The organism is Streptomyces sp. NPDC059166 (assembly GCF_042755185.1).
In the GTDB taxonomy this organism is placed as follows: Bacteria; Actinomycetota; Actinomycetes; order Streptomycetales; family Streptomycetaceae; genus Streptomyces.
The window spans coordinates 70,596-96,437 of sequence record NZ_JBHZCI010000020.1; the positions used below are offsets into that span (position 1 = coordinate 70,596).

General features: G+C 73.2%; 16 protein-coding genes. 8 read left to right on the forward strand and 8 right to left on the reverse strand.

The window, feature by feature from the left end; all coding sequences use genetic code 11:
- Window positions 1-41 precede the first annotated feature (41 nt).
- Together ACFXOA_RS17245 and ACFXOA_RS17250 are read right to left on the reverse strand one after the other, a co-directional pair.
- On the reverse strand, window positions 42-1,283 hold the full coding sequence (locus tag ACFXOA_RS17245) for a protein kinase (RefSeq protein ID WP_385028392.1): 1,242 nt from the start codon (window positions 1,281-1,283) through the stop codon (window positions 42-44).
- 146 nt (window positions 1,284-1,429) lie between these two features.
- Window positions 1,430-3,046, reverse strand: a complete 1,617-nt coding sequence (locus ACFXOA_RS17250) for a serine/threonine-protein kinase (protein ID WP_385028395.1) — start codon at window positions 3,044-3,046, stop codon at window positions 1,430-1,432.
- A gap of 418 nt (window positions 3,047-3,464) precedes the next feature.
- Here ACFXOA_RS17250 and ACFXOA_RS17255 point away from each other — a divergent pair, with 418 nt between their 5' ends.
- Window positions 3,465-6,740: an FHA domain-containing protein gene (locus tag ACFXOA_RS17255; protein WP_385028398.1), complete on the forward strand. Its 3,276-nt coding sequence runs from the start codon at window positions 3,465-3,467 to the stop codon at window positions 6,738-6,740.
- 31 nt (window positions 6,741-6,771) lie between these two features.
- Here the strand turns inward: ACFXOA_RS17255 and ACFXOA_RS17260 are convergent, their stop codons facing one another.
- Window positions 6,772-7,695, reverse strand: coding sequence for a LysR family transcriptional regulator (locus ACFXOA_RS17260; protein WP_385028401.1), 924 nt, complete (start codon window positions 7,693-7,695; stop codon window positions 6,772-6,774).
- 126 nt (window positions 7,696-7,821) lie between these two features.
- On the opposite strand from ACFXOA_RS17260, the gene ACFXOA_RS17265 reads away from it, so the two are divergent.
- From ACFXOA_RS17265 to ACFXOA_RS17295, 7 genes are all read left to right on the forward strand, one after another.
- Window positions 7,822-8,229, forward strand: a complete 408-nt coding sequence (locus tag ACFXOA_RS17265; protein ID WP_385028404.1) for a VOC family protein — start codon at window positions 7,822-7,824, stop codon at window positions 8,227-8,229.
- Window positions 8,230-8,454: 225 nt separating this feature from the next.
- Complete coding sequence (locus ACFXOA_RS17270; RefSeq protein WP_385028407.1) at window positions 8,455-9,561, forward strand: ATP-binding cassette domain-containing protein; 1,107 nt, start codon at window positions 8,455-8,457, stop codon at window positions 9,559-9,561.
- Complete coding sequence (locus ACFXOA_RS17275; RefSeq protein ID WP_385028410.1) at window positions 9,558-10,349, forward strand: ABC transporter permease; 792 nt, start codon at window positions 9,558-9,560, stop codon at window positions 10,347-10,349. Before ACFXOA_RS17270 ends, ACFXOA_RS17275 begins: the two co-directional genes overlap by 4 nt.
- A gap of 240 nt (window positions 10,350-10,589) precedes the next feature.
- On the forward strand, window positions 10,590-11,948 hold the full coding sequence (locus ACFXOA_RS17280; RefSeq protein WP_385028413.1) for an ABC transporter substrate-binding protein: 1,359 nt from the start codon (window positions 10,590-10,592) through the stop codon (window positions 11,946-11,948).
- Window positions 11,949-11,952: 4 nt separating this feature from the next.
- On the forward strand, window positions 11,953-13,323 hold the full coding sequence (locus ACFXOA_RS17285) for a carbohydrate ABC transporter permease (RefSeq protein ID WP_385028416.1): 1,371 nt from the start codon (window positions 11,953-11,955) through the stop codon (window positions 13,321-13,323).
- Window positions 13,320-14,231 (forward strand): carbohydrate ABC transporter permease, encoded by a 912-nt coding sequence (locus ACFXOA_RS17290; RefSeq protein ID WP_385028419.1) that lies wholly within the window; start codon window positions 13,320-13,322, stop codon window positions 14,229-14,231. The genes ACFXOA_RS17285 and ACFXOA_RS17290 overlap by 4 nt, the downstream gene beginning before the upstream one ends.
- A gap of 170 nt (window positions 14,232-14,401) precedes the next feature.
- The gene (locus tag ACFXOA_RS17295) at window positions 14,402-16,630 is read left to right on the forward strand and encodes a CDP-glycerol glycerophosphotransferase family protein (RefSeq protein WP_385028422.1); all 2,229 of its coding nucleotides are present in this window, start codon (window positions 14,402-14,404) and stop codon (window positions 16,628-16,630) included.
- A 93-nt stretch (window positions 16,631-16,723) separates the two neighbouring features.
- Here the strand turns inward: ACFXOA_RS17295 and ACFXOA_RS17300 are convergent, their stop codons facing one another.
- The 5 genes from ACFXOA_RS17300 to ACFXOA_RS17320 all read right to left on the reverse strand — a co-directional run bounded on the left by ACFXOA_RS17300 (window position 16,724) and on the right by ACFXOA_RS17320 (window position 25,838).
- On the reverse strand, window positions 16,724-17,872 hold the full coding sequence (locus tag ACFXOA_RS17300) for a glycosyltransferase (protein WP_385028425.1): 1,149 nt from the start codon (window positions 17,870-17,872) through the stop codon (window positions 16,724-16,726).
- Window positions 17,869-20,715, reverse strand: coding sequence for a CDP-glycerol glycerophosphotransferase family protein (locus ACFXOA_RS17305; RefSeq protein ID WP_385028428.1), 2,847 nt, complete (start codon window positions 20,713-20,715; stop codon window positions 17,869-17,871). Before ACFXOA_RS17305 ends, ACFXOA_RS17300 begins: the two co-directional genes overlap by 4 nt.
- A complete protein-coding gene (locus ACFXOA_RS17310) occupies window positions 20,712-24,164 on the reverse strand; it encodes a CDP-glycerol glycerophosphotransferase family protein (protein WP_385028431.1) in 3,453 nt (1,150 codons plus the stop codon). The genes ACFXOA_RS17305 and ACFXOA_RS17310 overlap by 4 nt, the downstream gene beginning before the upstream one ends.
- A gap of 103 nt (window positions 24,165-24,267) precedes the next feature.
- Window positions 24,268-25,116, reverse strand: coding sequence for a TylF/MycF/NovP-related O-methyltransferase (locus tag ACFXOA_RS17315; RefSeq protein ID WP_385028434.1), 849 nt, complete (start codon window positions 25,114-25,116; stop codon window positions 24,268-24,270).
- Between the two features lie 11 nt (window positions 25,117-25,127).
- Window positions 25,128-25,838 (reverse strand): methyltransferase domain-containing protein, encoded by a 711-nt coding sequence (locus tag ACFXOA_RS17320; protein ID WP_385028436.1) that lies wholly within the window; start codon window positions 25,836-25,838, stop codon window positions 25,128-25,130.
- Window positions 25,839-25,842: the final 4 nt, after the last annotated feature.

Genomic DNA, 25,842 nt, shown 5'->3' on the forward strand with positions numbered 1-25,842 from the left:
ACCTGTCCCTCCCCCGGTACGCGGCTCGCCCCGCACCGCCCTCAGGGGGCCGTGGGCGCCGAGTTCCGGGTGTCCTCGGGGGCCTGGCCCGGGTCGTCGCCGCTCATGGCGAACCAGCCGCCCACCCCTATGGCCGCGCACAGCGCGACCGCGGCCACACCCAGCGTGATCCGGCGTTTGCGGACGGCCGCCGACCTGTTCCGCGCCGAGCCCGGACGCGGCCGGCCCGGGGCCCGGGGGGCCCGTGCCGTGCCGAGGGCGCCGCCGGAGAGCTCGTCGGGTCCGGGTACGCGCATGCTCGTGTGGGTGTCCCGGTTGGAGTCCGGGGACGCCCCCGGCACCAGCGGGACCGCGCCTCGGCGGCGGGGCTCCTCCTCGGGGGCCTGGCCGTACTGCTGCTCGTCGTAGCCCTGCGGCTCGCCGTCGTTGTCCGGCTCGTCGACGTCGAGCGGGGGTATCCCGGCGAGGAGCGGCAGCAGCTCCCGCAGCCGGGCCGCGAGCTCGGAGGCGCGGAGCCGGGAGGCCGGGGCCTTGGCCAGGCACTGCACCAGGAGCTGCCAGAGCTCCTCGGGGATGCCGGGGAGCGGGACGACCGTCTCGGTGACGTGGCGGCGCAGCACCGCGCCGGGGTGGCCGCCGCCGAACGGGGTGAAGCCCGCGAGAAGCTCGTAGAGGACGGTCGCGAGGGCGTAGATGTCCACGGCGGCGCGCGGAGGGAGCCCTTCGACGATCTCGGGCGCCAGGTAGTCCGGCGTACCGATGATCTTGGTGGTCCTGGTGCGCCTGGGGGTGTCGATCAGCTTGGCGACGCCGAAGTCGGTGAGCAGCGCGGGGTGGGAGCCGCCGGGGCCGAGCGGACCCTCCATGTCGAGCAGGATGTTCTCCGGCTTGACGTCGCGGTGGACCACTCCCGCCCGGTGCGCGGCGGCGAGCGCGTCCGCGACGTCCGCGACGATCGCCGCGGCGGCCTCCGGCGCGAGGCGGCGTTCCCGGTCGAGGCGGGTCCGCAGGTCGGTGCCCCGCACGAGATCCATGACGAGTGCCAGGTCGGTGCCGTCCACCACGAGGTCGCGCACGGCGACGACGTGCGGATGGTCGAGTCCGAGCAGCGCGGTGCGCTCCTGCACGAACCGGCCCACGAGCTCCTGGTCGGACGCGAGGTCCTCGCGGAGCAGCTTGATGGCGACCGGGCCCTCCGGGCCCTCGCCGAGCCACACCGTACCGGCGCTGCCGCGCCCCAGGATCTGGTGGGCGGTGTACCGGCTGCCGATATTCCGTGCCAAGACTGCTCCCTCAGCGGCTGGCGTTGACCCCCGGTCGACAAAGTTACGCGGCGAACGGGGTGCTCCGCGCCCCGGACGGTGCCAACCTGCGCTTCCGCGGGCGAATTGGGCCCGCGGAAGTCGACAAAGAAACAGAGTGGGTGCGGTTACTGGCCGGTCGTGCCGCCCGAACCGCTTCCGCCGAGGTCCTCGAACCAGCCGGTGACCTTGTCGATGCCGTCCCCTATGGCGTCCCAGAAGCTCTGCCCCTGGGCGATCCAGTCCTGGAGCGGTGTCAGTTCCCAGATGAGCCAGGCGGCGACGATCAGCAGCACCACCGAGAAGAGGCAGCCCTTGAGGCACCCGAGGCCCGGGATGCGCATCGGGTTGGCGCTGCGCTGCCGGGGCGCGCGCGGTGCCGGGGCCTGGGGCGGGGGCTGCTGCGGAGGCGCGTACTGCTGCCGCTGCGGCGCCTGCTGGGGCCGCTGCTGCGGCTGGTGGCGCTGGGGCTGCTGCTGTTGCGGGTACTGCTGAGCCCGCTGCTGCTGGGGCTGCTGCCTCGGGGGCTGCTGCGGGGGCTGCTGGCGCTGGGGGCGGCGGCGCAGCGGGTCCTGGCTGGGGTCGAGGTACTGGACCTGTGTCTGCTCGTTGCGGTCTCGGGCCGCCCGCAGCTGGGACTGCCAGGGGTGCGGCTCGTCGGGCCGCGGCGGGCCGGACGGCACGGGCGGCATCATCGCGGTCGGGTCGGCCTGGCCGCCGCCGGGGGTCTGCCGCATCACGCTGGTCGGGGCGGCCGGGTCGTACGAGCCCGCGTTGCTCGGCAGCACCTGCGTCGGGTCGGCCGCGCCCGGGGTGTCCGGGACGGCGGCGGGTGCCGGATCGGGCGCGAGCAGGGCGCCCACGCCCTCGGCCGCGGCGATCTGCGCGGAGTTCGCGTGCACGCCGATGCCCGAGCCGACCGTACGCAGCGCGCGGGCGAGGTTCACCGCGCTGGGACGCTGGTCGGGGTCCTTGCGCAGGCAGCGCTCGATGACCGTCCAGAGCGGTTCGGGGACGTTGCCGGGGCGCACCGGCTCCTCGCTGAGGTGCCGGTGCAGGACCTCCAGCGCCGAGCCCCCGGAGAACGGCGGGCGGCCCGTGACGAGCTCGTACAGCAGGATGCCCGCGCCGTAGATGTCCACGGCGGAGGTCTGCGGCCGGCCCTCGGCCGATTCGGGCGCCACGTAGGCCGGCGTGCCGACGAACTCGTGGGTCCGGGTCAGCCCCGGGGAGTCCGCCAGCCGCGCGATGCCGAAGTCGGTGAGCATCGGGCGCATCTCGCCGTTGCGCTCGTCCAGGAGCACGTTGGCGGGCTTGAGGTCGCGGTGGACGACACCGTCCGCGTGGCTCGCGGCCAGCGCGTCGGCGATCTGCGCGGTGAGCAGCGAGGCCGCGACCGGGCTGAGCGGACCGTTCTCACGGAGGTACCGGTGCAGGTCGGGGCCGTCGATCAGGTCCATCACCAGCGCGAGGAGGTCGCCCTCGACGACCAGGTCGCGGGTGCGGACGATGTTCGCGTGGGTGAGCCGCAGCAGCACGGAGCGCTCGCGCAGGAACCGCATCACGACATCCGCGTCGTTGGCGAGCTCCTCCTTGAGCACCTTGATCGCGACGGTCTCACCGGGCTGCCCGGCGACGGCCGCCTCGGCGCCCGCGGTCTCCCGCTGGCGGGCTCGCCAGACGGTGCCCGTGGCGCCGCGTCCGAGCGGCTCCTCGAGCAGGTACTTGCTGCCGACTGGCCGCACGTCACGCGCTCCCTGCTGATCGTTGTGCTTGCGGTCCCCCGGGCCCGCCCGGATGTTCCGGCCCACTCTAGTGCCGCCGTACGGGGCACCGGCCGGGTCGCTCCACGCCCGTGTGCCCCGTGTTCGACGGAAGACGTCACCACGGACGAGTTGGTTGCCGAACGAGTGTGCAGCACTCTCGCGGCAGGACCAAGCAGGCACTTATGCACGCACACTCGGCCAATCAAGATCACTTGGCGGCCACCGCCGGGCGTGTTGTCGGTGGCAGGTGCGAGGATGCCTGGAGCACGGAACCGTGGGGTCGGGAGCCTCACGCTCCGTGATGACCTGTACCGGACGACGCGTCCGTGCCGGGTGGGGGGAATCACAGGGCATCTCCCCTGCCGGGCACCCCGCGCAGAAGGGACCGCTGACGGCGATGCAGATCCGGCTGACCGTCCTCGCGCCGCGCAGCGGCCAGACCCCGGCGCGCGCCTGCGACGTGCTCGTGACCGCCCCCGCGGGGACGGCCCTCGCGGCCGTGGCCTCGGGGCTCGCCGCGGCCGTCTCGGGTGCCGAGGGCTCACTCGGCGGCGGCGCCACCGTGCTGTACGCGGGGCGCGAGCGGCTCGACCCGCAGCGCTGCGCCCTCGGCGAGCCTCCCCTGGTGGACGGCGCGGTGCTCTCCCTGCAGGTGCCGGGCGAGGACGAGGCGGCGGACGACGCCGTCCCCGCGCGGCTGCACGTCATCGCGGGCCCCGACGCCGGAGGGGTCCACCTGCTGCACGGCGGGCAGATCCGGATCGGCCGGTCCGCCGAGGCGGACGTCCCCCTCGACGACCCGGACGTGTCCCGGCTGCACTGCACGGTGACGGTCTCCGACGACGGCCGGGTGTCCGTCGCCGACCTGGGCTCGACCAACGGCACCTCGCTGGACGGCGAGGACGTCCACGACCGGCCGGTCAGGCTCAGGCCCGGCGCCCTGCTGCGGCTCGGCGAGTCCACGCTCCGGCTCACACCCGGCACGCGCACACCTCCGCTGGCGACGGCACCGGACGGCGAGGGCCATCTGCGGGTCGCACGCGCGGAGCGGACGGGCACCCCCTCCGGTGACCACGAGCACCAGCCCGCACCCGTCGCCCCGGGGGTCTACGACGGCCTGAGCCACGACCAGCTCCGGGACGGGACCGGCTCGCGCGGCGCCCAGGGGCGGGGCCACGCCCACCTCCCCGGCGAGTCCCCCAGACGCGGCGGCATAGGAGCCTGGGCGAGGAGGCTGACCGGCGCCAGAGGCGAACAGCAGTCCGCGTCCGCCACCGACCCGGTACCGGCGCACGCGTCCGCCGCGCACGCCCCGTCCGCGCCTCTGCACACCTCTTCCGCCCCTGACGGGACCTGGCCGGACCCGGCGACGGTACTGCTGACCGCGCTCGGCCCCGGCCCCCGCCTGTGGGAGCGCGACGCCTCGCACCCGGAGGCCCTGGTCGTCCGGCTCGGGACGACGGAGCGGGCCGGCCTGCCCGCGGTGCCCGTGACCGTGGGCCTGCGGGAGGCCGGGTCACTCGGTCTCGCCGGCCCCCGGGACCGGCTGTCCGGGCTCGCCCGCTCGACGGTCGCGCAGCTCGCCGCACTGCACTCACCCTTCGCACTGGAGATCGTGCTGATCAGCACGGACCGGGCACGCAGCGCCGAGGAACGCCGGCGCGAGTGGTCCTGGCTCGGCTGGCTGCCCCATCTGCGCCCGCTGCACGGCCAGGACTGCCGCCTGCTCCTGGCCTACGACCGTGAACAGGCCGCCGCCCGCGCCGCCGAGCTGGTGCGCCGCATGGACGAAGGACCGCTGGGCCCGGGGTGGGCCAGTGCCGACCGGTCCTCGGTGGCCGAGGCCGCCCGCGCCCACGAGGGCCCCGTGACGGTGGTGATCGTCGACGGCGATCCCGGCTCCGCCGCACTCAGGGAGACCACGGCCGGGCTGGCGGGAGCCGGAGCCGCCGCGGGGATCCATCTGCTCTGCCTGGCCGAGACACCCGCAGCCTCCCCCACCTCGCCCGTCGCCGCGACCTACGACGCGGCGTGCCGGGCCTCGATCGCCTTCCGCGAGTGCGGCGCGGTCGCCATGCTCAGCGGTGACGTGGCGACCGCCCTGCGACTGCTGCGGACCGCGGGCGGCCGGACGGCCGGCCACGGCACGGTCGCCTCGGTGGACGCCGTGTCGGCGGCATGGGCCGAGCGGTTCGGCCGCGCCCTCGCCCCCCTTCGCGACGAGGGGGCCGCGGCGTTGCCGGGCCGGCCCGTGACGGCCGCCCTGCCGCCGTCGGCCCGGCTGCTGGACGAGCTGGGCCTCGCCAGGGCCACTCCCGCCTCCCTGATGGCCCGCTGGGCGTCCACGGCGGAGGAACAGCCGGGCGCGACGGTACGCGCGCCCGCGCCCGACACCGCCGACCTGGACACCGCGGGATCCGGCCGGACCCTGAGCACCGGGCCCCGCATCGGCGCGCCGCGCGACTCCCCGGACGCCGGTCACACCCCCTCCCCGAGCAGCGGACCCACCAGCACCGGCTCGGGCCGCTCCGGCTACGCCCCCGCGGCCGGCCCCGGCGCCACGCCCCGGATCGGCGCCCAGCGGCGGGACAGCCCGGCCGAGCCGGGCTCCGGGGCGGGCGGGCCGTCCTCCGCGTACGCCGGCCGGCCCGTGGTCGTGCTGGGTGCGGGCCCGCACGGCCCGCTCTCCGTCGACCTGGCCGACGAGGGCCCGCACCTCCTGGTGGAGGGCCCCGCGGGCAGCGGACGCACGGAGCTGCTGCGCGCCGTCGCCGCCTCGCTGGCCTCCGCCGCACGCCCCGACCGGCTCGGCATCCTCCTCGTGGACGGGGCGGGCGGTGAGCGCGGGGAGCGGGGCGACGGACTGCGCCCCTGCACCGAGCTGCCGCACGTCTTCTCCCATCTGGTGGCCTCCGACCCCGTACGGATGCGGGAGTTCGCCCAGGCGCTGGGCGCCGAACTCAAACGCCGCGCGGAGCTGCTCGGCACGGCAGGCTTCGCCGAATGGCACGCCCGGTACGAGGAGTCGCTGGTGCTCACCGGCCGGCGCCAGGCGGGCACCTCCGAGCAGCGCGGCGACATCGAGTCGCCCCCGAGCGGCACTCTGCGGCTGCGGCCGGCCTCCGCCCGCCAGGCGGACCCGGGCCCCTCCCCTCTTCCCAGGCTCGTCGTCCTGGCCGACGACTTCGACGCCCTGGTCGCCCCCGCGCTCGGCAGTCCCGGCCGGCCCTCGGCCGGTTCGGTCGTCAGGGTGCTGGAGGCCGTGGCCAGGGAGGGCGGGCGCCTCGGGGTCCATCTGGTGGCCTCCTCAGCCCGCCCGGACCGCACCGAGGACACCGAGCTGGCCCGGGGGGCGCGGCTGCGGATCGTGCTCGACCCGCCCGTCGTCCCCCCGTCGCCGGACGAGCCGTCACCCGGCCGCGGCCGGCTGGGGCACCCGGACGGCCGGGTGACACCGTTCCAGGGCGGCAGGGTCACGGGCCGCATCCCGCGCACGGCGACCCTGCGCCCCACCGTCGTACCGCTGGAGTGGGAGCGGATGGGCGACCCGCCGGCCCGCCGTCCGGTGCGCGAGCTGGGCAACGGGCCGACGGACCTGGCGCTGCTGGCAAGCGCCCTGGACCGGGCGGCCCGCTCGGTCAACGCGGAGCCGCTCCCGCCGCTGATTCCCTGAGGCGGGCCGCGGCCGGGGGCCCCGCGTCGTCCTACGCGGAGGTACCGGGAGGTGCGGCTTCGGACGCCTCCCCGGTCCGTGCGGTCTCGAGGACCGTCTCGACGAACGCGCGCACCTTCGCGGTGTTGCCCGTGGCCGACCGGAGGAAGCCGTACTCCACCGGCGGGGCGTCGCTGAACGGGACGAAGGCGATGTCCGGGCGCGAGTAGTAGTTCGCGGCGCGCAGGCAGGTGGGGGACACCCCCTTGCCCGCGGCCACCAGGGCCAGCACCTCCTGCCAGGCGATCGCCGAGGGACCGCGCGGGATCAGCCGCCCACGGGGGGTGCGGCGGGGATAGTGCAGGTCGATGAAGTACGAGGGCTGATCGGTGACGGCGATCATCGGGGCGTCCGCGAGGTCCTCGAGCGAGACGCTCTCCCGCCGGGCCAACGGATGGGCCACGGGAACGACCAGGGCCCGGGGCTCGACGAAGACCACGGGCCCGCTGACCAGGTCGGGTTCGTCGATCGGCATCTCCAGAAGAGTGAGATCGAGCAGCCCCTGCCTCAACCGCTTCACCGGGTCGGCGAGTTGCAGGTCGACGAGTTCGATCAGGCACTGGGGGTGCCGGGAGCGGAAGGTGTCGGCGGCCGCCAGGACCAGACTGCCGCACCAGGCCGAGGAGTAGCCGATCCGGAGCTCGCCCGTGAGGGCCTTGCCGGCCTCGGCCGCCGCGGCGAGCGCGTCCTGGATCTGCCGGAGGCCCGCGGCGAGACCGTCCCTCAACTCCGCCCCGATCGGGGTGAGCTGGACGCTCCGGCTGGTGCGCCTGAACAGCTCCGCGCCGATGGCGCGCTCCTGCTTCTTGATGGCCTGGCTGACGCGCGCCGGAGTGACGTGCAGACGCTCCGCCGTGCGGCCGAAATGCAGTTCCTCCGCCAGCGCGAGGAAGATCTCTATCTCCCGCAGCTCCACCCGTGCCCCCGCCGATCCGTGAACCTCTGGGTTAACCGTGCCTGCACGATACGTCGTTGATCTGGGCATTCACAGTGCCGATGCTTGTGGTGGCGGCAAGCCGGACGAGCGAGAGGAGTCCGAGACATGAACATCATCGGGTCGGCGGTGCTGCTGGCCGTCGGCGATCCCGGTGCGTCCAGCCGGTTCTTCACCACCCATCTGGGCTTCCGGGAGGTCCTGGTGGCCGAGGGCGTCATCCACCTGTCGCGCGACGACGCGGCCACCGACCTCGTGGTCCTGCGACGCACACCGGAGGACGGGGATCCTCCCGGGCCGTGCACGGAAGGGCGGCCGCCCGCAGCCCGCGCCGAGGGAGCGGTGTCCTTCACGGTCACCGGCCTCGCCGCCGAGCACGAACGGCTGCGGAGGGAAGGCGCCCTGATCACCACCCCCTTGCGCCAGGAGCCCTGGGGCGAGCAGGTGTTGCGGCTCACCGATCCCAACGGTGTGGTGATCCAGCTCGTCGAATGGGTTCCCCCTTCCGGCGCCTGAGGGACGGCGGGCGTACCCGTCCGCCCCCCGACCGGGCGTCGCCCCGCGGTGGCGTGCCCCGCCCGCCTCCTCGCCCCGTGCGCCGCGCACGGGCGGCGGCCGTCGCCCCGAGGTGGGTGCCACGAAGCGCAAGGACAGGTGCGGGCCGCCGGGTGCCGCGCTCCCACCACGTCACATCCCCCGGCAACTTCCATCCACTTCCATCTCCCACGAGAGGACCCACCCATGCATCTCCCTGTCATGCCCACGACCACACGGCAGGACGGTGTGCCATCACCCGCCGCCGTGTCGGCCGTCGGCCTGCGCAAGTCCTACGGCGACAAGGTCGTGCTGGACGGCATCGACCTGGACATCCCCGCCGGTTCGGTGTTCGCGCTGCTCGGACCGAACGGCGCGGGCAAGACCACCGCCGTGAAGATCCTCTCCACCCTGGTCACCGCCGACGCCGGGGACCTGCGGGTCGCCGGACACGACCTGGCCTCCGACCCGCAGTCGGTGCGCGCGCTCATCGGCGTCACGGGTCAGTTCTCCGCGGTCGACGGGCTGATCACCGGCGAGGAGAACATGCTGCTCATGGCGGACCTGCACCATCAGCCGAGGCAGGAGGGGAGACGGGTCACGGACGAACTGCTGACCCGGTTCGATCTCGTGGAGGCGGCGAAGAAGCCCGCGGCGAGCTACTCCGGCGGCATGAAGCGCCGCCTGGACATCGCCATGACCCTCGTCGGCGGCCCGCGCGTGATCTTCCTCGACGAGCCCACCACCGGCCTGGACCCCCGCTCGCGCCACACCATGTGGCAGATCATCCGAGAACTCGTCACCGGCGGCGTCACCGTCTTCCTCACCACCCAGTACCTGGAGGAGGCCGACGAACTCGCCGACCACATCGCCGTCCTCCACGGCGGGAGAATCGCCGCCGAGGGGAGCGCCGGTGAACTGAAGCGCCTGGTGCCGGGCGGGCACGTCCGCCTCCGCTTCACCGACCCCGGCGCCTACCGCTCGGCCGCCGCCGCACTTCGTGAGGCCGGAGCCGACGACGAGGCGCTGACCCTCCAGATCCCGAGCGGAGGGAGCCAGCGCGAACTGCGCGCCATCCTGGACCGGCTGGACGCGGAGGAGATCGAGGCGGACGAACTCACCGTCCACACACCCGATCTCGACGACGTCTTCCTCGCGCTCACCGCCACCGAGGCGGGCTCCGCCTCCGGCACGGACGCCCGCGCCGGCGCGGTTGCCCCCGCCGGCCCGGATGCCGTGCTCCGGGCCGGCTCCCGCCCCTCCCCCGCACACACCGCCCAGCCGCCGCACCGGCACAAGGAGACCTCCCGATGAGCAGCACCCTGACCCTCGCCGTACGCGACTCCTCGACCATGCTGCGGCGCAACCTCCTGCACGCCCGCCGCTACCCCTCCATGACACTCAACCTGCTGCTCACCCCGGTCATGCTGCTCCTGCTGTTCGTCTTCGTGTTCGGCGACGTGATGAGCGCGGGCATCGGGGGCAGGCCGGACCGCTCCGCGTACATCGCCTACGTGGTGCCTGGGCTGCTGCTGATGACCATCGGCAGCACGGTGATCGGGACGGCGGTGTCGGTGTCCACCGACATGTCCGAGGGCATCATCGCCCGCTTCCGGACGATGGCGATCCACCGCCCCTCGGTACTCGTCGGGCACGTCGTCGGCAGCGTCCTCCAGTCGGTGGCGAGTGTCGTCCTGGTGGGCGCGGTGGGCGTGGCCATCGGCTTCCGCTCCTCCGGTGCCACGGCCCTGGAATGGCTGGCGGCGCTCGGCCTCCTCGCGCTGTTCGCGCTTGCCCTCACCTGGATCGCCGTCGGCATGGGCCTCGTCAGCCCGAACGCGGAGGCGGCCGGCAACAACGCCATGCCGCTCATCCTCCTGCCCCTGCTGTCGAGCGCGTTCACCCCGGTCGAATCGATGCCCGGCTGGTTCCGGCCGATCGCCGAGTACCAGCCGTTCACCCCGGCCATCGAGACCCTCCGGGGCCTGCTCCTGGGCACCGGGATCGGTCACAACGGCTGGCTGGCCGTCGCCTGGTGCCTGGGCCTCACGGTCCTCGGATACGTCTGGGCGACCGCGAGGTTCAACCGGCACCAGGGCTGACCGGACCCCCTGCCTCCGGACAGGCCCCGGCCCGGGGCCGCGATACCTGACGTGACGTCACGAGCCGATCACGATAGCGCCGTTGACGGCGACGCCGGTATTGCGGCCCCGGAACGCCGGGCATAGGACTGTGCGCACGGACGACGTGAACCGCGCGATGTGAGACGTGAGCGGCACCGCAGGGTCCGACCGTGGGTGCCGGTCCGCGCACATGCGCGCGCCGGAGAGACGGGGCAGGGAATGCGCAGAACCCTTCGCATGCGTAGGGCCGCAGTGGTGTTCACCGCGATCGGGGCACTGGCCCTCGCGGGATGCAGCGGCGACGGCGAGGACGAGCCGAGCACGGATCCGGGCACGAAGGACGACCGCCCGTCGAGCGTCTCCCTGCCGAAGCTGGACGGCGAGAAGATATCGGTGGCCGCGGTCTGGACCGGACCCGAGCAGGCCAACTTCACCAAGGTCCTGGACGAGTTCGAGAAGCGAACCGGAGCCACGGTCACCTTCGTCCCGGCGCAGGACCCGATCGTCAACTTCCTCGGCACGAAGATCGCCGGCGGGCAGCCGCCGGACGTCGCGATGATCCCGCAGGTGGGAGCCATCCAGCAGGCCGTGGCCAAGAAGTGGGCCAAGCCGGTCGGCGACGAGGCGAAAGCTCAGCTCGGCAAGAACTACGCGCAGGTCTGGCAGGACCTCGGCTCGGTCGACGGCACCCAGTACGGCGTGTACTTCAAGGCTGCGAACAAGTCCCTGGTCTGGTACAACGCCAAGGCCTTCGAGAACGCGGGCGCGAGCGAGCCGAAGAGCTGGAAGGACTTCCTGTCCGCGGCCGAGACCGTGTCCGCCTCCGGCATCACCCCGGTCTCGGTGGGCGGCGCGGACGGCTGGACGCTCACCGACTGGTTCGAGAACGTCTACCTCTCGCAGGCGGGCCCGGAGAAGTACGACCAGCTCGCGAAGCACGAGATCAAGTGGACCGACCCCTCGGTCAAGGACGCCCTGACCACCCTCGCGGAGCTCTTCGGCAAGCCGGAGCTGATCTCCGGCGGGGCCGACGGGGCGCTGCAGACCGAGTTCCCCGCCTCCGTCACCCAGACGTTCACCGGCGGCGACCAGCCCAAGGGCGCGATGGTCTTCGAGGGGGACTTCGTCTCCGTCAACATCGCGCAGACCGAGGCGAAGATCGGGACGGACGCCAAGGTGTTCCCGTTCCCCGCGGTCGGAGCGGAGTCCCCCGTGGTCACGGGCGGCGACGCGGCCGTGGCGCTCAAGGACGGCAAGGGCGCCCAGGCGCTGCTGACCTGGCTCGCCTCGACCGACGCGGCGAGGATCTGGGCCGAGGCCGGCGGCTTCATCTCCCCGAACAAGTCCCTGGACTCCGCGGCGTACCCGAACGACGTGCAGCGCAAGATCGCCGAGGCGCTGATCGCGGCCGGCGACGACGTCCGCTTCGACATGTCCGACCAGGCCCCGCAGTCGTTCGGCGGGACGCCCGGCAAGGGTGAGTGGAAGATCCTGCAGGACTTCCTGAAGAACCCGAAGGACGTCGCGGGGACCCAGGCGGCGCTGGAGTCCGCCGCCGCCAAGGCGTACACGAGCTGACGGGATGACCACAGCGACCGCGGGGGGCGCGGGCAGCGCGCCTCCCGCCGACAAGCGTCCCGGCCCGGACGCCGGCGGCCCGCGCCGCGGCGTGACCGGCACCCGGAGAACCGTCGCGGCGGCGTTCCTGCTGCCGTCCCTGGTCCTGCTCGGCGCACTGGTCGTCTATCCGATCGCGTACTCCGTCTACCGGTCGTTCCTCGACCAGTCGGGCACCTCCTTCGCCGGACTGGACAACTACCGGGAGCTGTTCACCGACGACACCATCCGGACGGCGGTGAGGAACAACGCGATCTGGGTGGTCTTCGCACCCACCGTCGCGACCGTGCTGGGGCTGATCTTCGCGGTGCTCACCGAGCGGATCCGCTGGGGTACGGCGTTCAAGCTGGTCGTCTTCATGCCGATGGCGATCTCGATGCTGGCCGCCGGCATCATCTTCCGGCTGGTCTACGAGCAGGCGCCCGAGCGCGGGGTCGCCAACGCGGTGGTGGTGGGGGTGCACGACACCTTCGCCGAGTCCTCGGGCTTCCCGAAGGCCCACCCACTGCCCGTCCACCCGCTGAAGGCGGGCGGTGGCGGATCCTTCGTGACGAAGGAGACGGTGCGGGCCGGGACGCCCGTGAGCCTGCCGCTGGTGGGCGTGGCCCCGGCGAAGATGCCCGGCGACGCTGAGCCCGCGAAGGCGGCCACCGCTTCCGGCGACGGGATCACGGGTACGGCCTGGCTCGACTTCACCAAGGGAGGCGGCGGGAAGCCGAACGTCGTCGACCCGAAGGAGCTCGGGCTCAAGGGCCTCACCGTCCAGGCGGTCAAGGACGGCAAGGTCGTCGCCTCCGCGAAGGCGGGCGCGGACGGGGTGTTCACCCTGCCGGCCTCGGCGGACGGAGCCGTCCTGCGGCTTCCCGCGGACAACTTCCGGGAGCCCTACAACGGCGTCGACTGGCTCGGGCCCTCCCTGGTGACACCGGGGATCATCGGGAGCTACGTCTGGATGTGGGCCGGCTTCGCGATGGTGCTGATCGCCGCGGGCCTGGCGGGCCTGCCCCGTGAACTCCTCGAAGCCGCAAGGGTGGACGGCGCCAACGAGTGGCAGGTGTTCCGCCGGATCACCGTGCCGATGCTCGCCCCGGTGCTGGCCGTGGTCCTGGTCACGCTGATGATCAACGTGCTGAAGATCTTCGACCTGGTCTTCATCATCGCCCCGGGCTCCTCGCAGGACGACGCGAACGTCCTGGCACTCCAGCTGTACCGCACCTCGTTCGGTACGGACGCGGACCTCGGGGTCGGCAGCGCGATCGCCGTGCTCCTGCTGCTGCTGGTGATCCCGGTGATGTACTTCAACGTCCGCCGGATCCGGAAGGAGAACCGCCGATGACGACGACCGAGGCCGTAAGGGCCGAAAGCGTTCCCGCGGCCGCGCCCGCCGGCCGGGAGCGGTCGCTCGGCGCACGGATCGCCGCCCGGGCCGGTGGCGGTGTGATGCGGGTCTTCCTCGTCCTGGCCGGACTGTTCTGGCTGATGCCGACCGTCGGGCTGCTGCTCTCCTCGCTGCGCGGCCCCGAGGACATCGCGGCGTCGGGATGGTGGAAGGTCTTCACCGCGCCCTCCGAGCTCACCTTCGACAACTACCAGCGGCTGCTGGACAACTCGGCCATCACCGGGTCCCTGCTCAGCACCCTCCTGATCACGGTGCCGTCCACCGTCCTGGTCGTGGTGATCGGATCGTTCGCCGGCTACGCCTTCGCCTGGATGGACTTCCCCGGACGCGACTGGTGGTTCCTGGTGGTCGTGGGGCTGCTGGTCGTCCCCGTGCAGGTCGCCCTCATCCCGGTGTCCGAACTCTTCGGCGCCATAGGGATCTTCGAGACGACCTTCGGCGTGATCATGTTCCACACGGCGTTCGGGCTGCCGTTCGCCATCTTCCTGCTGCGGAACTTCTTCGCGGAGATCCCCCGTGAGCTGCTGGAGGCGGCGCGGCTCGACGGCGCCGGCGAGATCCGGCTGTTCACCCGGGTCGTGATGCCGCTCGGCGGTCCCGCGATCGCCTCCCTGGGGATCTTCCAGTTCCTCTGGGTGTGGAACGACATGCTGGTGGCGCTGATCTTCGCGGACGCCGATTCCCCGCCGATCACCGTCGCCCTGCAGCAGCAGGTGCGGCAGTTCGGCAACAACATCGACGTGCTGGCCCCGGGCGCCTTCGTGTCGATGGTCATCCCGCTGGCCGTCTTCTTCGCCTTCCAGCGCCAGTTCGTCTCCGGGGTGATGGCGGGCGCGGTGAAGTAGGGAGCCAGCTCCACGCACACACGTTCGTCAACATCAGGGCGGTCCGTTCACTCTCGATCGGGCCGCCCTACCTGGTACTTCGCCCGAATGCCACGCGCCGCGTAACCACGTCACTCCATCAGCCGTTTGCGGGCCACCTACCCGTCTCGCGAGCGCCCCCTGGATGTGTCGTGCCCCGGTTCAGTGTCATCGTGCCCGCGTACCGGGTGCAGGCGTATCTGCACGAGTGTCTCGACTCCGTGCTGAACCAGTCCTTCAAGGACCACGAAGTCATCGTGGTCGACGACCGCTCCCCGGACTCCTGCGGAGCCATCGCCGACGAGTACGCCGCGCACGACCCCCGGGTCACCGTCGTCCACCTGCCGCACAACTCCGGCCTCGGCCCCGCCCGCAACGCCGGGATCGCCCGCGCCACCGGGGACTACCTCCTCTTCCTCGACGGAGACGACACCTTCGCCCCGGAGGCGCTCCAGACCATCGCCGACCGGCTGGAGGCCACCGGCGGCCCCGACGTCCTGGTCTACGACTACGCCCGCACGTACTGGTCGGGCGAGAGCGTGCGCAACGTCCTGTCCCACCACCTCGCCGAGACCGGGCCCGCGTCCTTCCGGCTGGCCGACCGGCCGGAGCTGCTCAAGATCCTCATGGTCGTGTGGAACAAGGCCTACCGCAGGGCGTTCGTCGAGGCCGAGGGCTTCACCTTCCCGCCCGGCTACTACGAGGACACCCCGTGGACCTACCCCGTCCTCATGGCGGCCCGGTCGATCGCCGTACTGGACACGGTGTGCGTCGGCTACCGCCAGCGGCGCCGCGGCAACATCCTCTCCACGACCACGCTCCGCCACTTCGACGTGTTCGACCAGTACGACCGCGTCTTCGCCTTCATCGACGCGCGCCCCGGACTCTCGGTTTGGCGCCCGGTGATATTCCGCAGGATGCTCGACCACTTCTCCACCCTCTTCACCTCCCGGGGCCGGCTCCCGCGTGGCAGCCGGACCCGCTTCTTCCGCCTCGCCCGCGCGCACTGCCACCGCTACCGCACCCCCGGCGCGTCCGTGCCCCTCCGCACCCGGCTGCGGCACTCCCTCTTCCGGCTCGGCACCCACCGGGCCTACCGGGCCCTCTGGGCCGCGCAGCGGCTGGGCGGACGACTCGGACACGCCGTCGCCGCCACCCGCCGGGCGGTGCGCGCGGCAGCGCTCCAGGCGCACTACCGCATCCAGCTGCGCCTGCCCGTGCGCGGCCGCGACGCGGTCTTCGCCGCCTACTGGCACCGCGGCTACACCTGCAGCCCGGCCGCGCTGGAGGCCGCGGCCAGGACTCTCGTGCCGGGGTTGCGGACCGCGTGGATCTGCCGCCCCGAGGACGCCCACACCGTCCCGGAGGGGACGCGTGTACTGCACCCGGGCACGGCCGCCTACTGGACGGCGCTCGCCCGCTCCAAGTACCTCGTGAACAACGTGAACTTCGACCGCAGGCTCGTGAAGAGACGCGGCCAGGTGCTGCTGCAGACACACCACGGCACCCCGCTGAAGACCATGGGGACCGATCTGATCCGGTACCCGGCCGCCGCCGGGGCCATGGACTTCACCCAGCTGATGCGCAACGTCGACAAGTGGGACTACTCGCTGTCGGCGAACCAGCACTCCACGCTGGTGTGGGAACGCACCTACCCCTCCGGCTACACCACGCTCGAGTACGGCAGCCCGCGCAACGACGTCTTCCACCGCACGGACGCCGACCGGACCGCCCGCCTGCGCGCCCTGCTGGGCGTCCCCGAGGGCAGCACCGCCCTCCTGTACGCCCCGACCCACCGCGACTACCGGCGGGTGCCGCGGCACTCCCTGGACCTGGAACAGCTGGTCCGCGTCCTGGGCCCGCGCTTCGTGGTGCTGGCACGCTCCCATTACCTGGACACCACGGCCCGGGCCGCCACCGCCGGCCACCCGGGGATCATCGACGTCAGCGGCCATCCGTCCGTGGAGGAGCTCTGCCTCGCCTCCGACGGCCTGATCACGGACTACTCGTCGCTGATGTTCGACTACGTCAACCTCGACCGCCCCGTGGTGCTCCACCTGGAGGACGCCCAGGCCTACGAGGCCACCCGCGGCACGTACTTCGACCCCGCGTCCTTCCCGCCCGGGGCGGTGGCCCGGAACCAGGAGGAACTGCACGAGATCTTCGCCTCCGACCACTGGCGCGGGCCCCGCTCCGCCCAGCGGCGGGCCGCCTTCCGGGCACGGTTCTGCCCCTACGACGACGGGCACGTGGCCGAACGGGTGGTGCGCCGGGTCTTCCTGAACGACACCTCGGGTCTGCCGATGCCCGCCCCCCTGACCGACGGCGGCCCCGCCGGGGTCCCCCACCAAGTGCCGGTGCGGGAGTTCACGAACGGGTGATGCCGCCGGCCCGCCCCGGCCGCCCGGGGCCGTTGCCCCCGCCGCGCCCTGCTCCGGGCCCGCGCCGGAAAGCTCCGGGGTGCGCGCTCCGGGTCAGCGCTCCAGGAAGGCGAAGAGCTCCTCCCAGCGGCCGATGATCTCCGCCTCGGAGAACCTCTGGACGTTGACCCGCGCCCGGTCCCCCATCGCGTCCCGCATACGGGGGTTCCCCGTCAGCCGGAGCAGCCGGTCGGCCAGCGCCCCGATGTCCCCGGCCGGTGCGAGCAGCCCGTCCTCCCCGTCCCGGACGATCTCGCGGACCCCCGGCGCGCAGTCGAAAGCGGCGCACGGCACCCCGCTGGCCATGGCCTCCAGCAGCGCGAGCGGGAAGCCCTCGCCCCGTGAGGACTGGACGAAGACGGACGAGCCGGCGAGCGCCCCGGGCACGTCGTCGGTCCGCCCCCGCCACTCGACGCTCCCGTCGAGTCCCAGCCCGGTGCACCGCGCCCTCAGCTCCGCCTCGTCCTCGCCCGTCCCGTAGACGTCGAGCCGCCAGTCGGGGCGCCTCGGGGCGACCAGCGCCCAGGCGTCGAGGAGCATGTCGACGCCCTTCTGGTCGGTGAGCCGGCCGATGCTCGCGACGGACTTCTCCGTGCGGGGCGAGGGCAGCTCGGGCAGGTGCGCCAGGGCGTTGGGCATGAATCCGACGTTGTTCATGCCGTCGCCCGCCCACTTGTCGGCGTCCTCCTCGGTGAGGACGAGCCAGCGCTCCAGCCGCGGATAGTGGTTCCTGATCCAGCGGTACCGGTGACTGGCCCGGGAGTAGTCGTAGGACTCGTGGCTCATCCCGACGACCCGGAGGTCCCCGGTGTCGGCCTCGCCCACCCACTCCATCGCCCAGACCTGGCTGACGATCACGATCCCGCCCGGCCGGGCCGCCCGGAAGAGCTCCGAGAGCCGTCCGACGGCACGCCGCTTGTCCGCGGCACGGCGGGCCTCGGCGCGCCGCGCCGGGATCCGGAAGCGGTCCCCCAGGCCCTTGGGCGCCCAGGGGGTCGGGGGATGCGCGGGGTAGAGGGCGGTGACGGGGTAGCAGGCCGGCTCGGGCAGGGCCATCTTCCGCTCGGCCGAGTGGATCCCGACGGTGTGCACCCGGTGGCCCGCCTCCAGGAACAGCTGGGCGGTCCGGTGCGTCCAGCCGGTCACCCCGCCCAGTTCGTCGGTGCTGTTGGAGACGATGAAGACGTCACGGCTGCGGCTCATCGGCCGGCCTCCCCGGTGGGCGTGGTGCGGGACGGGACGTTGTGCCGGGCGAAGACCGCGTCGACGACCGCCCGGGAGGCGTCCCCCCGGTCGTAGGCGCCGAACTCCTCGGCGAACGCGGCACGGCGCTCCTGGAATCCGGTGTCCGCGGTCTTCAGCCGCGCCAGCACGTCGAAGAGTTCGTCCTCGGTCTCCGCCACCGGGCCGGGCGCCTTCTCCCGGAGGTCGAAGTAGCTGCCCCGCTCGGCGGTGTAGGAGTCCAGGTCGGGGGCGAAGAGCACCACCGGCCGGTCGAGGAGCGCGTAGTCGAACATGATCGACGAGTAGTCGGTGACCAGGACGTCGGCCAGTTCCAGCAGTTCGCCGGTGTCGTGGTGGTCCGAGACGTCGACGACCGTTCCTGGCGGGCAGGCCGGCAGGCTCGCCGCCTCCAGGTAGTGGGCACGCACCAGCAGGGTGTACGTGTCACCGAAGCGTTCGGCGAAACGCGCCGCGTCCAGCAGCAGCGGCTGCCGCCGTCGCTTCCCCGGTCCGCCCCGGAAGGTGGGCGCGTACAGCACCACCTTGCGGTGGTCGGGCAGGCCGAGCTCCGCCGCGAGCGGCGGACGGGGCAGCCGGCCCTCCGCCTCGTCCCGGGCCCGCGCCGCGACCAGCCGGTCGTTGCGGGGATAGCCGGTGCGCAGCAGCGTCCGCTCCGGGAGCCGGTAGGCGCGGGCCAGGGTCCGCTCGTCGTGCTCGGAGCGTACGAGGAAGTGGTCGAAGCGGGCGACGGCCTCCTGGAGCCGTTCGCGCTGCGGGGCGTTCTGCATCCGGACCCTGGTCTCGTCGAACCCCATGCGCTTGTACGCCGAACCGTGCCAGGTCTGGAGGTAGGTGGTGCCGGACGGCTTCGCGAGATGCTGCGGGAACCCCTGGTTGTCGACCCAGTACTCCGCCCGGGCCAGCGCCCACAGATAGCGCCAGGACCAGCGGCGTACCAGCCGGGCACCCTTCGGGAAGCCCTCCGGGGAACCGGCGTACGACCAGACGCAGCGCAGCCGGAGCCCCCGGGCGCGGACCTCCTCGTAGACGGCGCGGGGGCTGTCGCCGTAGCAGGTGCCCATGTGGCTCTCGAAGACCGCGGATCCCTTGCGCACGGGCAGCCTCAGCAGCCACGAGCGGTAGACGGATGCCTTGAAGCCCCTGGAACGGAACTTGTCCGCCCGCTTCTTCAGGGCGCGCGCCAGGTGCCTGGCCCGGCGGGCCGGGCGGAAGTGGGTGGCGTAGTGGACGAGCCGGCGGGCCGTACGGGCGGGGCCGTGGTGGGCTTCCAGCCGCAGCGCCAGATGGTCCCGGAGGGTGATGTAGGGCTGCCAGGTGTCGCCGGCCGTCCGCCCGAGGCGGGGAAGCGCGGGAGAACGGTCGCCCGGGCCGACCAGGTCGTGGGGGGCGAAGAGGTCCGACACCGAGCGGGCCCGGCCGTCCTCGAGCACCATCCGCACGTCCCACACCGTGTCGCGGGGCCCGTAGGGGCGCAGCAGCCGGGTGAGGCCGACGCGGACGGACCAGCTGATCCCGGTGGAGTCGGGCCTGAGCGCGGTGACGGGCGCCCGGAAGGAGCGGGCGCCGTCCCGCACGCGGAACTCCAGGTGCGCGGTGAGGGCGGCGTCCGGGGCCGGGCGGCTGTGGCCGGGCAGCACGAGACGGCCGGCGAGCGCGACGACACGGCCGTCCGCCTCGTAGCGGGTCAGCCGGTTCATCAGCTTCAGTTCGCCGAACGCGCGGTACTGGTGCCCGAGTCCGGTGACGTCCAGCACGGGCCCCTGGTCACCGGGCCAGTACGTCCGGCCGTCCTCCCCCGCGACGAGCGGAGCCGCCACCACACCCCGTCGGCGCAGCGCGTACGCGGCGGCGAGCAGCCGGTCCGCCTCGCCGCGCTCCAGCAGGCGCACACCGACGCGTTCCACGGGCGGCAGGGAGAGCAGGGCGGACTCCGGGACGTTGCCGGGCAGCACCCGGGCAGCCGTCGCCGCGACGCGTTCGCGTACGGCGGCGGGCAGTTCGGGGAAGGAGCGCACCAGCGGCACCAGATGGTCCCGCAGGAAGGCGCGGTCCCGCTCCTCGCGCAGTTCGCCGAGCCCTTGCGCCACCAGCACGTGGCACACCCGCCGGTGCGCCTCGACCAGCCCTCCGAGGTCCCGGCCCGCGTCGGGCGCGGCCCGTCCGGAGACGATCCGGCGGCGTACCAGCGCGATCCTGCCGACCACGGCCGCCGCCAGCGGGCCGAACAGGGTGGCGCTGCGGGTGAGGTCCTCGTCGTAGCGCAGGGCGTGCCGCTCCAGCGCCTCGCGGCGGAGGCAGAACCCGGTCACCAGGGCGTCGTGCACGGCCAGTTCGGGAGCCTCGGTGAACCGGCCGACGGTGCGGGAGCGGAGGAACAGCGGGTGCTGCCAGGAGGGCTCACGCTCCTTCGTCCCGTCGCCGGTGAGCCTGCTCCAGCGCCCGGCGATCAGGTCGGCGCGGGTGCGGGCCCCGGCCTCCCAGAGGTTGCGGCAGGCGTGCTCCTGGAGGCGTTCCCCGGCGTCGAGCACCAGGACGTAGCGGCCTCGCGCCGCGTCCAGACCGGCGTTGCGCAGGGCGGCGTCCGAACCGGTCCCGGGGTCGAGCACCCGGACCCGGTCCTGGGAGCGCCCGGCGAGTGAGGCGGCGGCCGCCCGCAGGGCGTCGGGGGCACCGGCCGGAAGGACCACCAGGGCCTCGACCGCCCGGAGACTCTGGCCGAGCACCGACTCCAGGGACGCGGTCAGCGCCTCGGCACCGCCTTCCCCGGCGGGGATCACACAGCTGAACTCGGGCGTGCTCACGCCTGGGCCCCCTTCAGCATCCGGTCCACGACCCGGGCGGCGGCCGTCCCGTCGTCGAGGTCGCAGAACGACTCGCGGAAGGCGTCGTACGCGTCCCGGTGACCGGCCGTCGCGCCCTCGGGGTCACGCAGCGCCTCGACGACCGCGGCGGATTCCGTGATCAGCGGGCCGGGCGCCCGTTTCTCGAAGTCGAAGCAGAAGCCGCGCAGGGTGTCGCGGTAGTGCTCCAGGTCGTAGGTGTGGAAGAGCATGGGCCGGCCGGTCTGCGCGAAGTCGAACATCAGGGAGGAGTAGTCGGTGACCAGGACGTCGCTGATCAGCATCAGCCGGGCCACGTCGGGGTGGCGCGAGACGTCCCGGACGAAGTCGCTCTCAGGGACGCTCCCGCCGACGAGGTAGTGCCGGCGCACCAGCAGGACGTGGTCGTCGCCGAGCGCGTCCCGGGCACGTTCGAGGTCCAGGTGGAGGTCGAGGCCGTACAGGCCGCTCCGCCTGGGCAGGTCCTCGCGCCAGGTGGGGGCGTACAGCACGACCCTCCTGCCCTCCGGCACACCGAGCGACCGCCGGACGGCCTCGGCCACCTTCGCCCGGTCCGCCGCGTACAGCAGGTCGTTGCGCGGGTAGCCGCACGCCAGGACCTCGCCCTCGTATCCGAAGGCGCGCCGCAGGACGGGGGTGGAGAAGCTGTTCGGCGAGACGAGCACGCTCCACTGGGCCGCCCGCCGGGGCATGGACTCCATGTACGCGGTGTCCGCGTAGGGGGTGCCCGCCAGGTCGCGGCCGATGCGCTTGAGCGGGGTGCCGTGCCAGGTCTGGACGACGAACTGCCCGTCCCGGCGTTCGAACCACTCCGGCAGATGGGTGTTGGTGACGATCCACCGGCTGCGGGCCAGGGCGTCGTGCCACTCGGCGCTGTGCAGGGCCACGGCGCGCGCACCGGCGGGCACGACGGCCTGCTGGTCGCGCACGACCCAGAGGTGCTCGGTCCCGCCGCCGCGCCGGACCAGTTCCTCGTGGACGGCGCGGGGCGAGTCGGAGTACTGGCGCCCGTCGAAGCTGGAGTACAGCACGGCGTCACGCAGCCCGTCGCCGCGTGCGTCCGCGTACCGTCCGCGCAGCAGGCGCCGGCCGTACGCGCCCCGCTCCGCCGGCGGGAGGGCGCTGCCGGACAGCAGGCAGAGCCGGTCGTGGAAGCGGCGCTCCAGGGTGAATCGGCGGCCGCCCGACTCCTGGTGCAGCGGCAGCACCGCGTGCAGCTGGGGAACCAGACGCAGCGGGAGGTAGCGCTCCGGGTCCGTCTCCCCCGGTTCGCGGAGGAAGGGGTACCAGCGGCCCTCGGCGAGCGGAACGGTGCCGCCGGCGCCGTCCACGGCCCCCGGCGACAGCTCCGCACGGTGCACCGGGTCCGTCCGCTCCACGGGGAAGGTGTTCTCCTCCTGGTGCCCGCTGTGGCGCAGTACGAGCTCCAGCGGCCTGCCGGCCGGGCCGGGGAACGTCCACTCCAGGGCCAGCACGCCGCCGTCCGTCCATGCCGCGCGGGCGACGACGGGCCGCACCTCCCGGTCGGTGAGCACCAGGTCGCCGGAGGGGTTGGCGGCGGCGTAGACCTCACGGCCGCCGGGGAGCGGATAGCGCACGGCATCCGTCTCGGGCCGGGCGGCGACCGTCATCCGGCGTGCCGCGCCCACGAGCTGCACCCCCCAGTCGCCGTCGGCGCCACGGAACGTCCCCGTCGGCACCTCGGCGGCGAAGGTGCGGCCGTCACCGCCCTCCTCCGGGGTGAGCGGGAACTCCCGGGACTCCTTGGACCGCCATTCCTGGACGCGCAGCGCGGTGGGCGTGCCGGGGCCGAGGACGCGCACCGTGATCCGGATCCCGTCCCCGGTGCCGGTGGGGCCGTGGCCGGCGACGACGGCGTCCACGCGTTCTGCGCGCAGCTCCAGCTTGTTCCCCGACAGGAGCGGGACGATCCGGGTGCGTTCGTCGGCGTACCGCACGGCGGGCGGCGCCGGGTTGCCGAGGAGGCGCATGGGCCCGCGGCGGGGCCGGCCGGCGCCGACGACGAGGGATTCCAGCTTCCAGACGGTCCGCGCACCCTTCGCGGTGGCCCGGGTGAGGAGCCGGCGCGGGTCGACGGTGGTCTCGAAGCCGGACCGTTCGTAGCGGTGCAGCGAGCGGCCGGAGCCCGCCGCGGCCTCGTCGGTGGGTGTCCCGCGCAGCCGGAGCGGGATCAGCCTTCGGCCGGATCGCAGCCATCCGGTGCCGGCGGACCGGCCGGGGGCGTTGCGGACGTAGGCGTACCCCTTGAGGTGCAGCAGTCCGTCCCGCCAGACGGCCTCCGTCAGGTGCGCGTGCACGGGGAGGTCGGTGCCGGACAGGGCGGTGACGGCGCGCGGGAGCGGGGCCGTGATCCCCGGGTACTGGGCCCGCGGCCGGAGCCTCCCGCGGACGTGGAAGGTGTCGCGGTCCGCGGACTCGTGGGCCAGCAGGGCGAGCAGCTCCTCCGTGCGGCGCTCCCGGATGAGCTGCCACCGGACCCGCAGGTGCAGGGGGAGAGCGCCGAGGACCGCGGGGTCGACCGTGTCGGCGAAGGCGTTGGCGTGGGTGAGGAAGGCCTCGTGGAAGTCTGTGTCGCCCTGCGGGAGCGCCTCGATGAACAGCCAGAGGTCCCCGGAGAGGGCGTGCTCGTCGTAGCGGCGCTTGGCGTCCGTCATGCCGCGGTCGGCGAGGAACCGGCTGACGGTGGAGACCGCCGTGACCCGGTCGCGGATGCCCTTGGCCACCGCGCGCCGGGTGGTGATCGAACCGTCGCGGTCCCGCCAGTGGTACACGGGCTCCTCCACCACGTCCACGCTCCGGGCGAGGAAGTGGGCCGGCAGGACGACGGCGATGTCCTCGTAGAGGACGCCGGTCGGGAAGGCGAAGCCGTGCTCGTCCCAGAAGGACCTGCGGAAGACCTTGTTGCAGGCGATGCGGTCGCCGAGCAGGACCCAGTCCCGGGTGACATGGGTGGCCCTGCGGTGCTTCTCCATCGGCCGGCGGAACATCGGGGACTGTTCGAGGGCGCCGTTCGCGCGGAGCCTGAGTACGTTGCCCGTCGCGAAGTCCGAGCCGGACGCGTCGAGTTCGCCGAGCATCCGGGCGAAGGCGCCTTCGGGCACGATGTCGTCACTGTCGACGAAGGCCAGGAACTCGGCCTCAGGACAGGCGTGCCCGGCCCCCGCGTTGCGGGCCGCCCCGAGGCCGGCGTTCTCCTGCCGTACGAGGCGGAAGCGCGGGTCGCGCCGGGTGAACTCGCGCGCCACGCCGGCGCTGCCGTCGGTCGAACCGTCGTCGACCATGACGACTTCGAGGTCGGCCATGGTCTGCCCGGCGAGCGATTCCAGGCAGGCGCCGAGGTACTCCTCGACGTTGTAGAGCGGGACGACGACGGTGAGACGGGGTGGCATGACGCTGCGCACGATCCTTCCGGACGGACGAACGGACTTCCTCTGCCCTGTGGAACGAGCCCCGTGCCGGTGAGGCACGGGGCTTGCAACGGCCTTCGCCCGCTCAGGGTTTGACGGCGATCCGGCCCTCGTCCATACGCAGCAGCAACAGCCGCGCGCCGGTCTCCTCCAGGAACTCGTCGACGGCCTGCCGCGACCCCTGCCAGTAGCCGTAGTCGTCGATCAGCAGCACCCCGCCGCTCACCAGCCGCCCGTAGAGGTGGTCGAGTTCGTGCTTGGTGGAGGCGTACCAGTCGGTGTCGAGGCGGAGGATGGCGATCTGCTCGGGCGCCTGCTCCGGGACGGTCTCCTCGACCTTGCCGCGCACGTAGTGGATGCGCTCACCGGGGTACGGCACCTTCTCGAAGCCGGCCTGTACGTCCTCCAGGGAGGCGACGGCCCAGATGGGCCGGTCCTTGCCCTGGGCGTCCAGCAGCTCCTGCGCCGGCCTGCCGTCGCGCCGCAGGTCCTCCGCGGTGGGCGGGGTCATCCCCTCGTACGTGTCGAAGAGGTGCAGGTCGCGGTCGGTCTCGCCGAGCGACAGCAGGGTCTTGGCGCAGGCCTGCATGGAACCGCCGCGCCAGACACCGCACTCGACGATGTCGCCCGGGATCCCGTGCCGGACGATGTACCGGGTCGCGAGGACGAACGCGTTGAGCCGTTCCGGGGAGGTCATCGTGTACGGCTTCACCGCACGGATGATGTCTCTCGCCTCGTCGTCGTAGTCCGCGGGGAACTGCGGCTGCTTCCTGGCGGAGGCCGGCTTCACCACCGGGTCCGGGGCGGCCGGTGCGGGCCTGGGTGCGGGCAGGGTCGCGCGCCTGAGCTGGTATCCGGTGAGCTGCTGAAGGACGCCGTTGACGGCGTTGCGCCAAGCCATGGGCCGGGACAGTACGCGCGCTATGCGGCTCATGTCATCTTTCGTCAACCTGTGGTTGATGCCGCCGTGCCGCTGCCAGGGCGTCCGCACAGCTCCCGGCCGTCCAGCGGACGCGGCAGGGGCACCCGGTCCACTCCGCCGACCCTGTTCGCCCACCACACCGCCGTCTCCCGCACGGCGAACATCTTCAGCCGGGGGTAGCCCGACGGCCTGCGGAACACCCCGACGGAGTCGCCCCAGTAGGCGGCCTTGGCGTCGATGCCCCGGTAGTCGTGCCAGATGCCCTTCGTCGGCGGGAAGTCGGTGTACGCCTCGCGGAGTTCCAGCCCGGAGTGGGCGGCCATCGCCCGGAAACCGTCGGGGTAGTAGCGCCAGCAGTCCTGCGCGTCGTGGACGTGGCCGCGCGAGGGGGCCGTCACGAAGGCGTGGCCGCCGGGCTTGAGGATCCGGGCGATCTCCATCATCGACACCCAGAAGAACGGGATGTGCTCGAAGGCCTGGCCGGACAGGACCACGTCGGCGCTGCGCGACTTCACCGGGATCCGGTAGGGCCGGGTCATGACGGCGTCGACGTTGGGCCCGTCGAGCACGTCCACCCCGAAGTAGTCGACGTCATGGTCCGCCAGCAGCCCCCGGTGGGTCCGCTTCTGCTTCCCCGAGATCCTCGACCCGAGGTCCACCACACGGTGCCTGCGGTCCTTGGGCAGGTACTCGTCGACGCAGAGCCGCATCTGCTCGTAGGCGGATCGGTGCACGGTG

What these genes read in the sequence shown, in the direction of transcription:
- ACFXOA_RS17255 (WP_385028398.1), top strand. Translation starts at nt 3,465, where the DNA reads ATGCAGATCCGGCTGACCGTCCTCGCGCCGCGCAGCGGCCAGACCCCG.
- ACFXOA_RS17265 (WP_385028404.1), top strand. Translation starts at nt 7,822, where the DNA reads ATGAACATCATCGGGTCGGCGGTGCTGCTGGCCGTCGGCGATCCCGGT.
- ACFXOA_RS17270 (WP_385028407.1), top strand. Translation starts at nt 8,455, where the DNA reads ATGCATCTCCCTGTCATGCCCACGACCACACGGCAGGACGGTGTGCCA.
- ACFXOA_RS17275 (WP_385028410.1), top strand. Translation starts at nt 9,558, where the DNA reads ATGAGCAGCACCCTGACCCTCGCCGTACGCGACTCCTCGACCATGCTG.
- ACFXOA_RS17280 (WP_385028413.1), top strand. Translation starts at nt 10,590, where the DNA reads ATGCGCAGAACCCTTCGCATGCGTAGGGCCGCAGTGGTGTTCACCGCG.
- ACFXOA_RS17285 (WP_385028416.1), top strand. Translation starts at nt 11,953, where the DNA reads ATGACCACAGCGACCGCGGGGGGCGCGGGCAGCGCGCCTCCCGCCGAC.
- ACFXOA_RS17290 (WP_385028419.1), top strand. Translation starts at nt 13,320, where the DNA reads ATGACGACGACCGAGGCCGTAAGGGCCGAAAGCGTTCCCGCGGCCGCG.
- ACFXOA_RS17300 (WP_385028425.1), bottom strand. Translation starts at nt 17,872, where the DNA reads ATGAGCCGCAGCCGTGACGTCTTCATCGTCTCCAACAGCACCGACGAA.
- ACFXOA_RS17310 (WP_385028431.1), bottom strand. Translation starts at nt 24,164, where the DNA reads ATGCCACCCCGTCTCACCGTCGTCGTCCCGCTCTACAACGTCGAGGAG.
- ACFXOA_RS17315 (WP_385028434.1), bottom strand. Translation starts at nt 25,116, where the DNA reads ATGAGCCGCATAGCGCGCGTACTGTCCCGGCCCATGGCTTGGCGCAAC.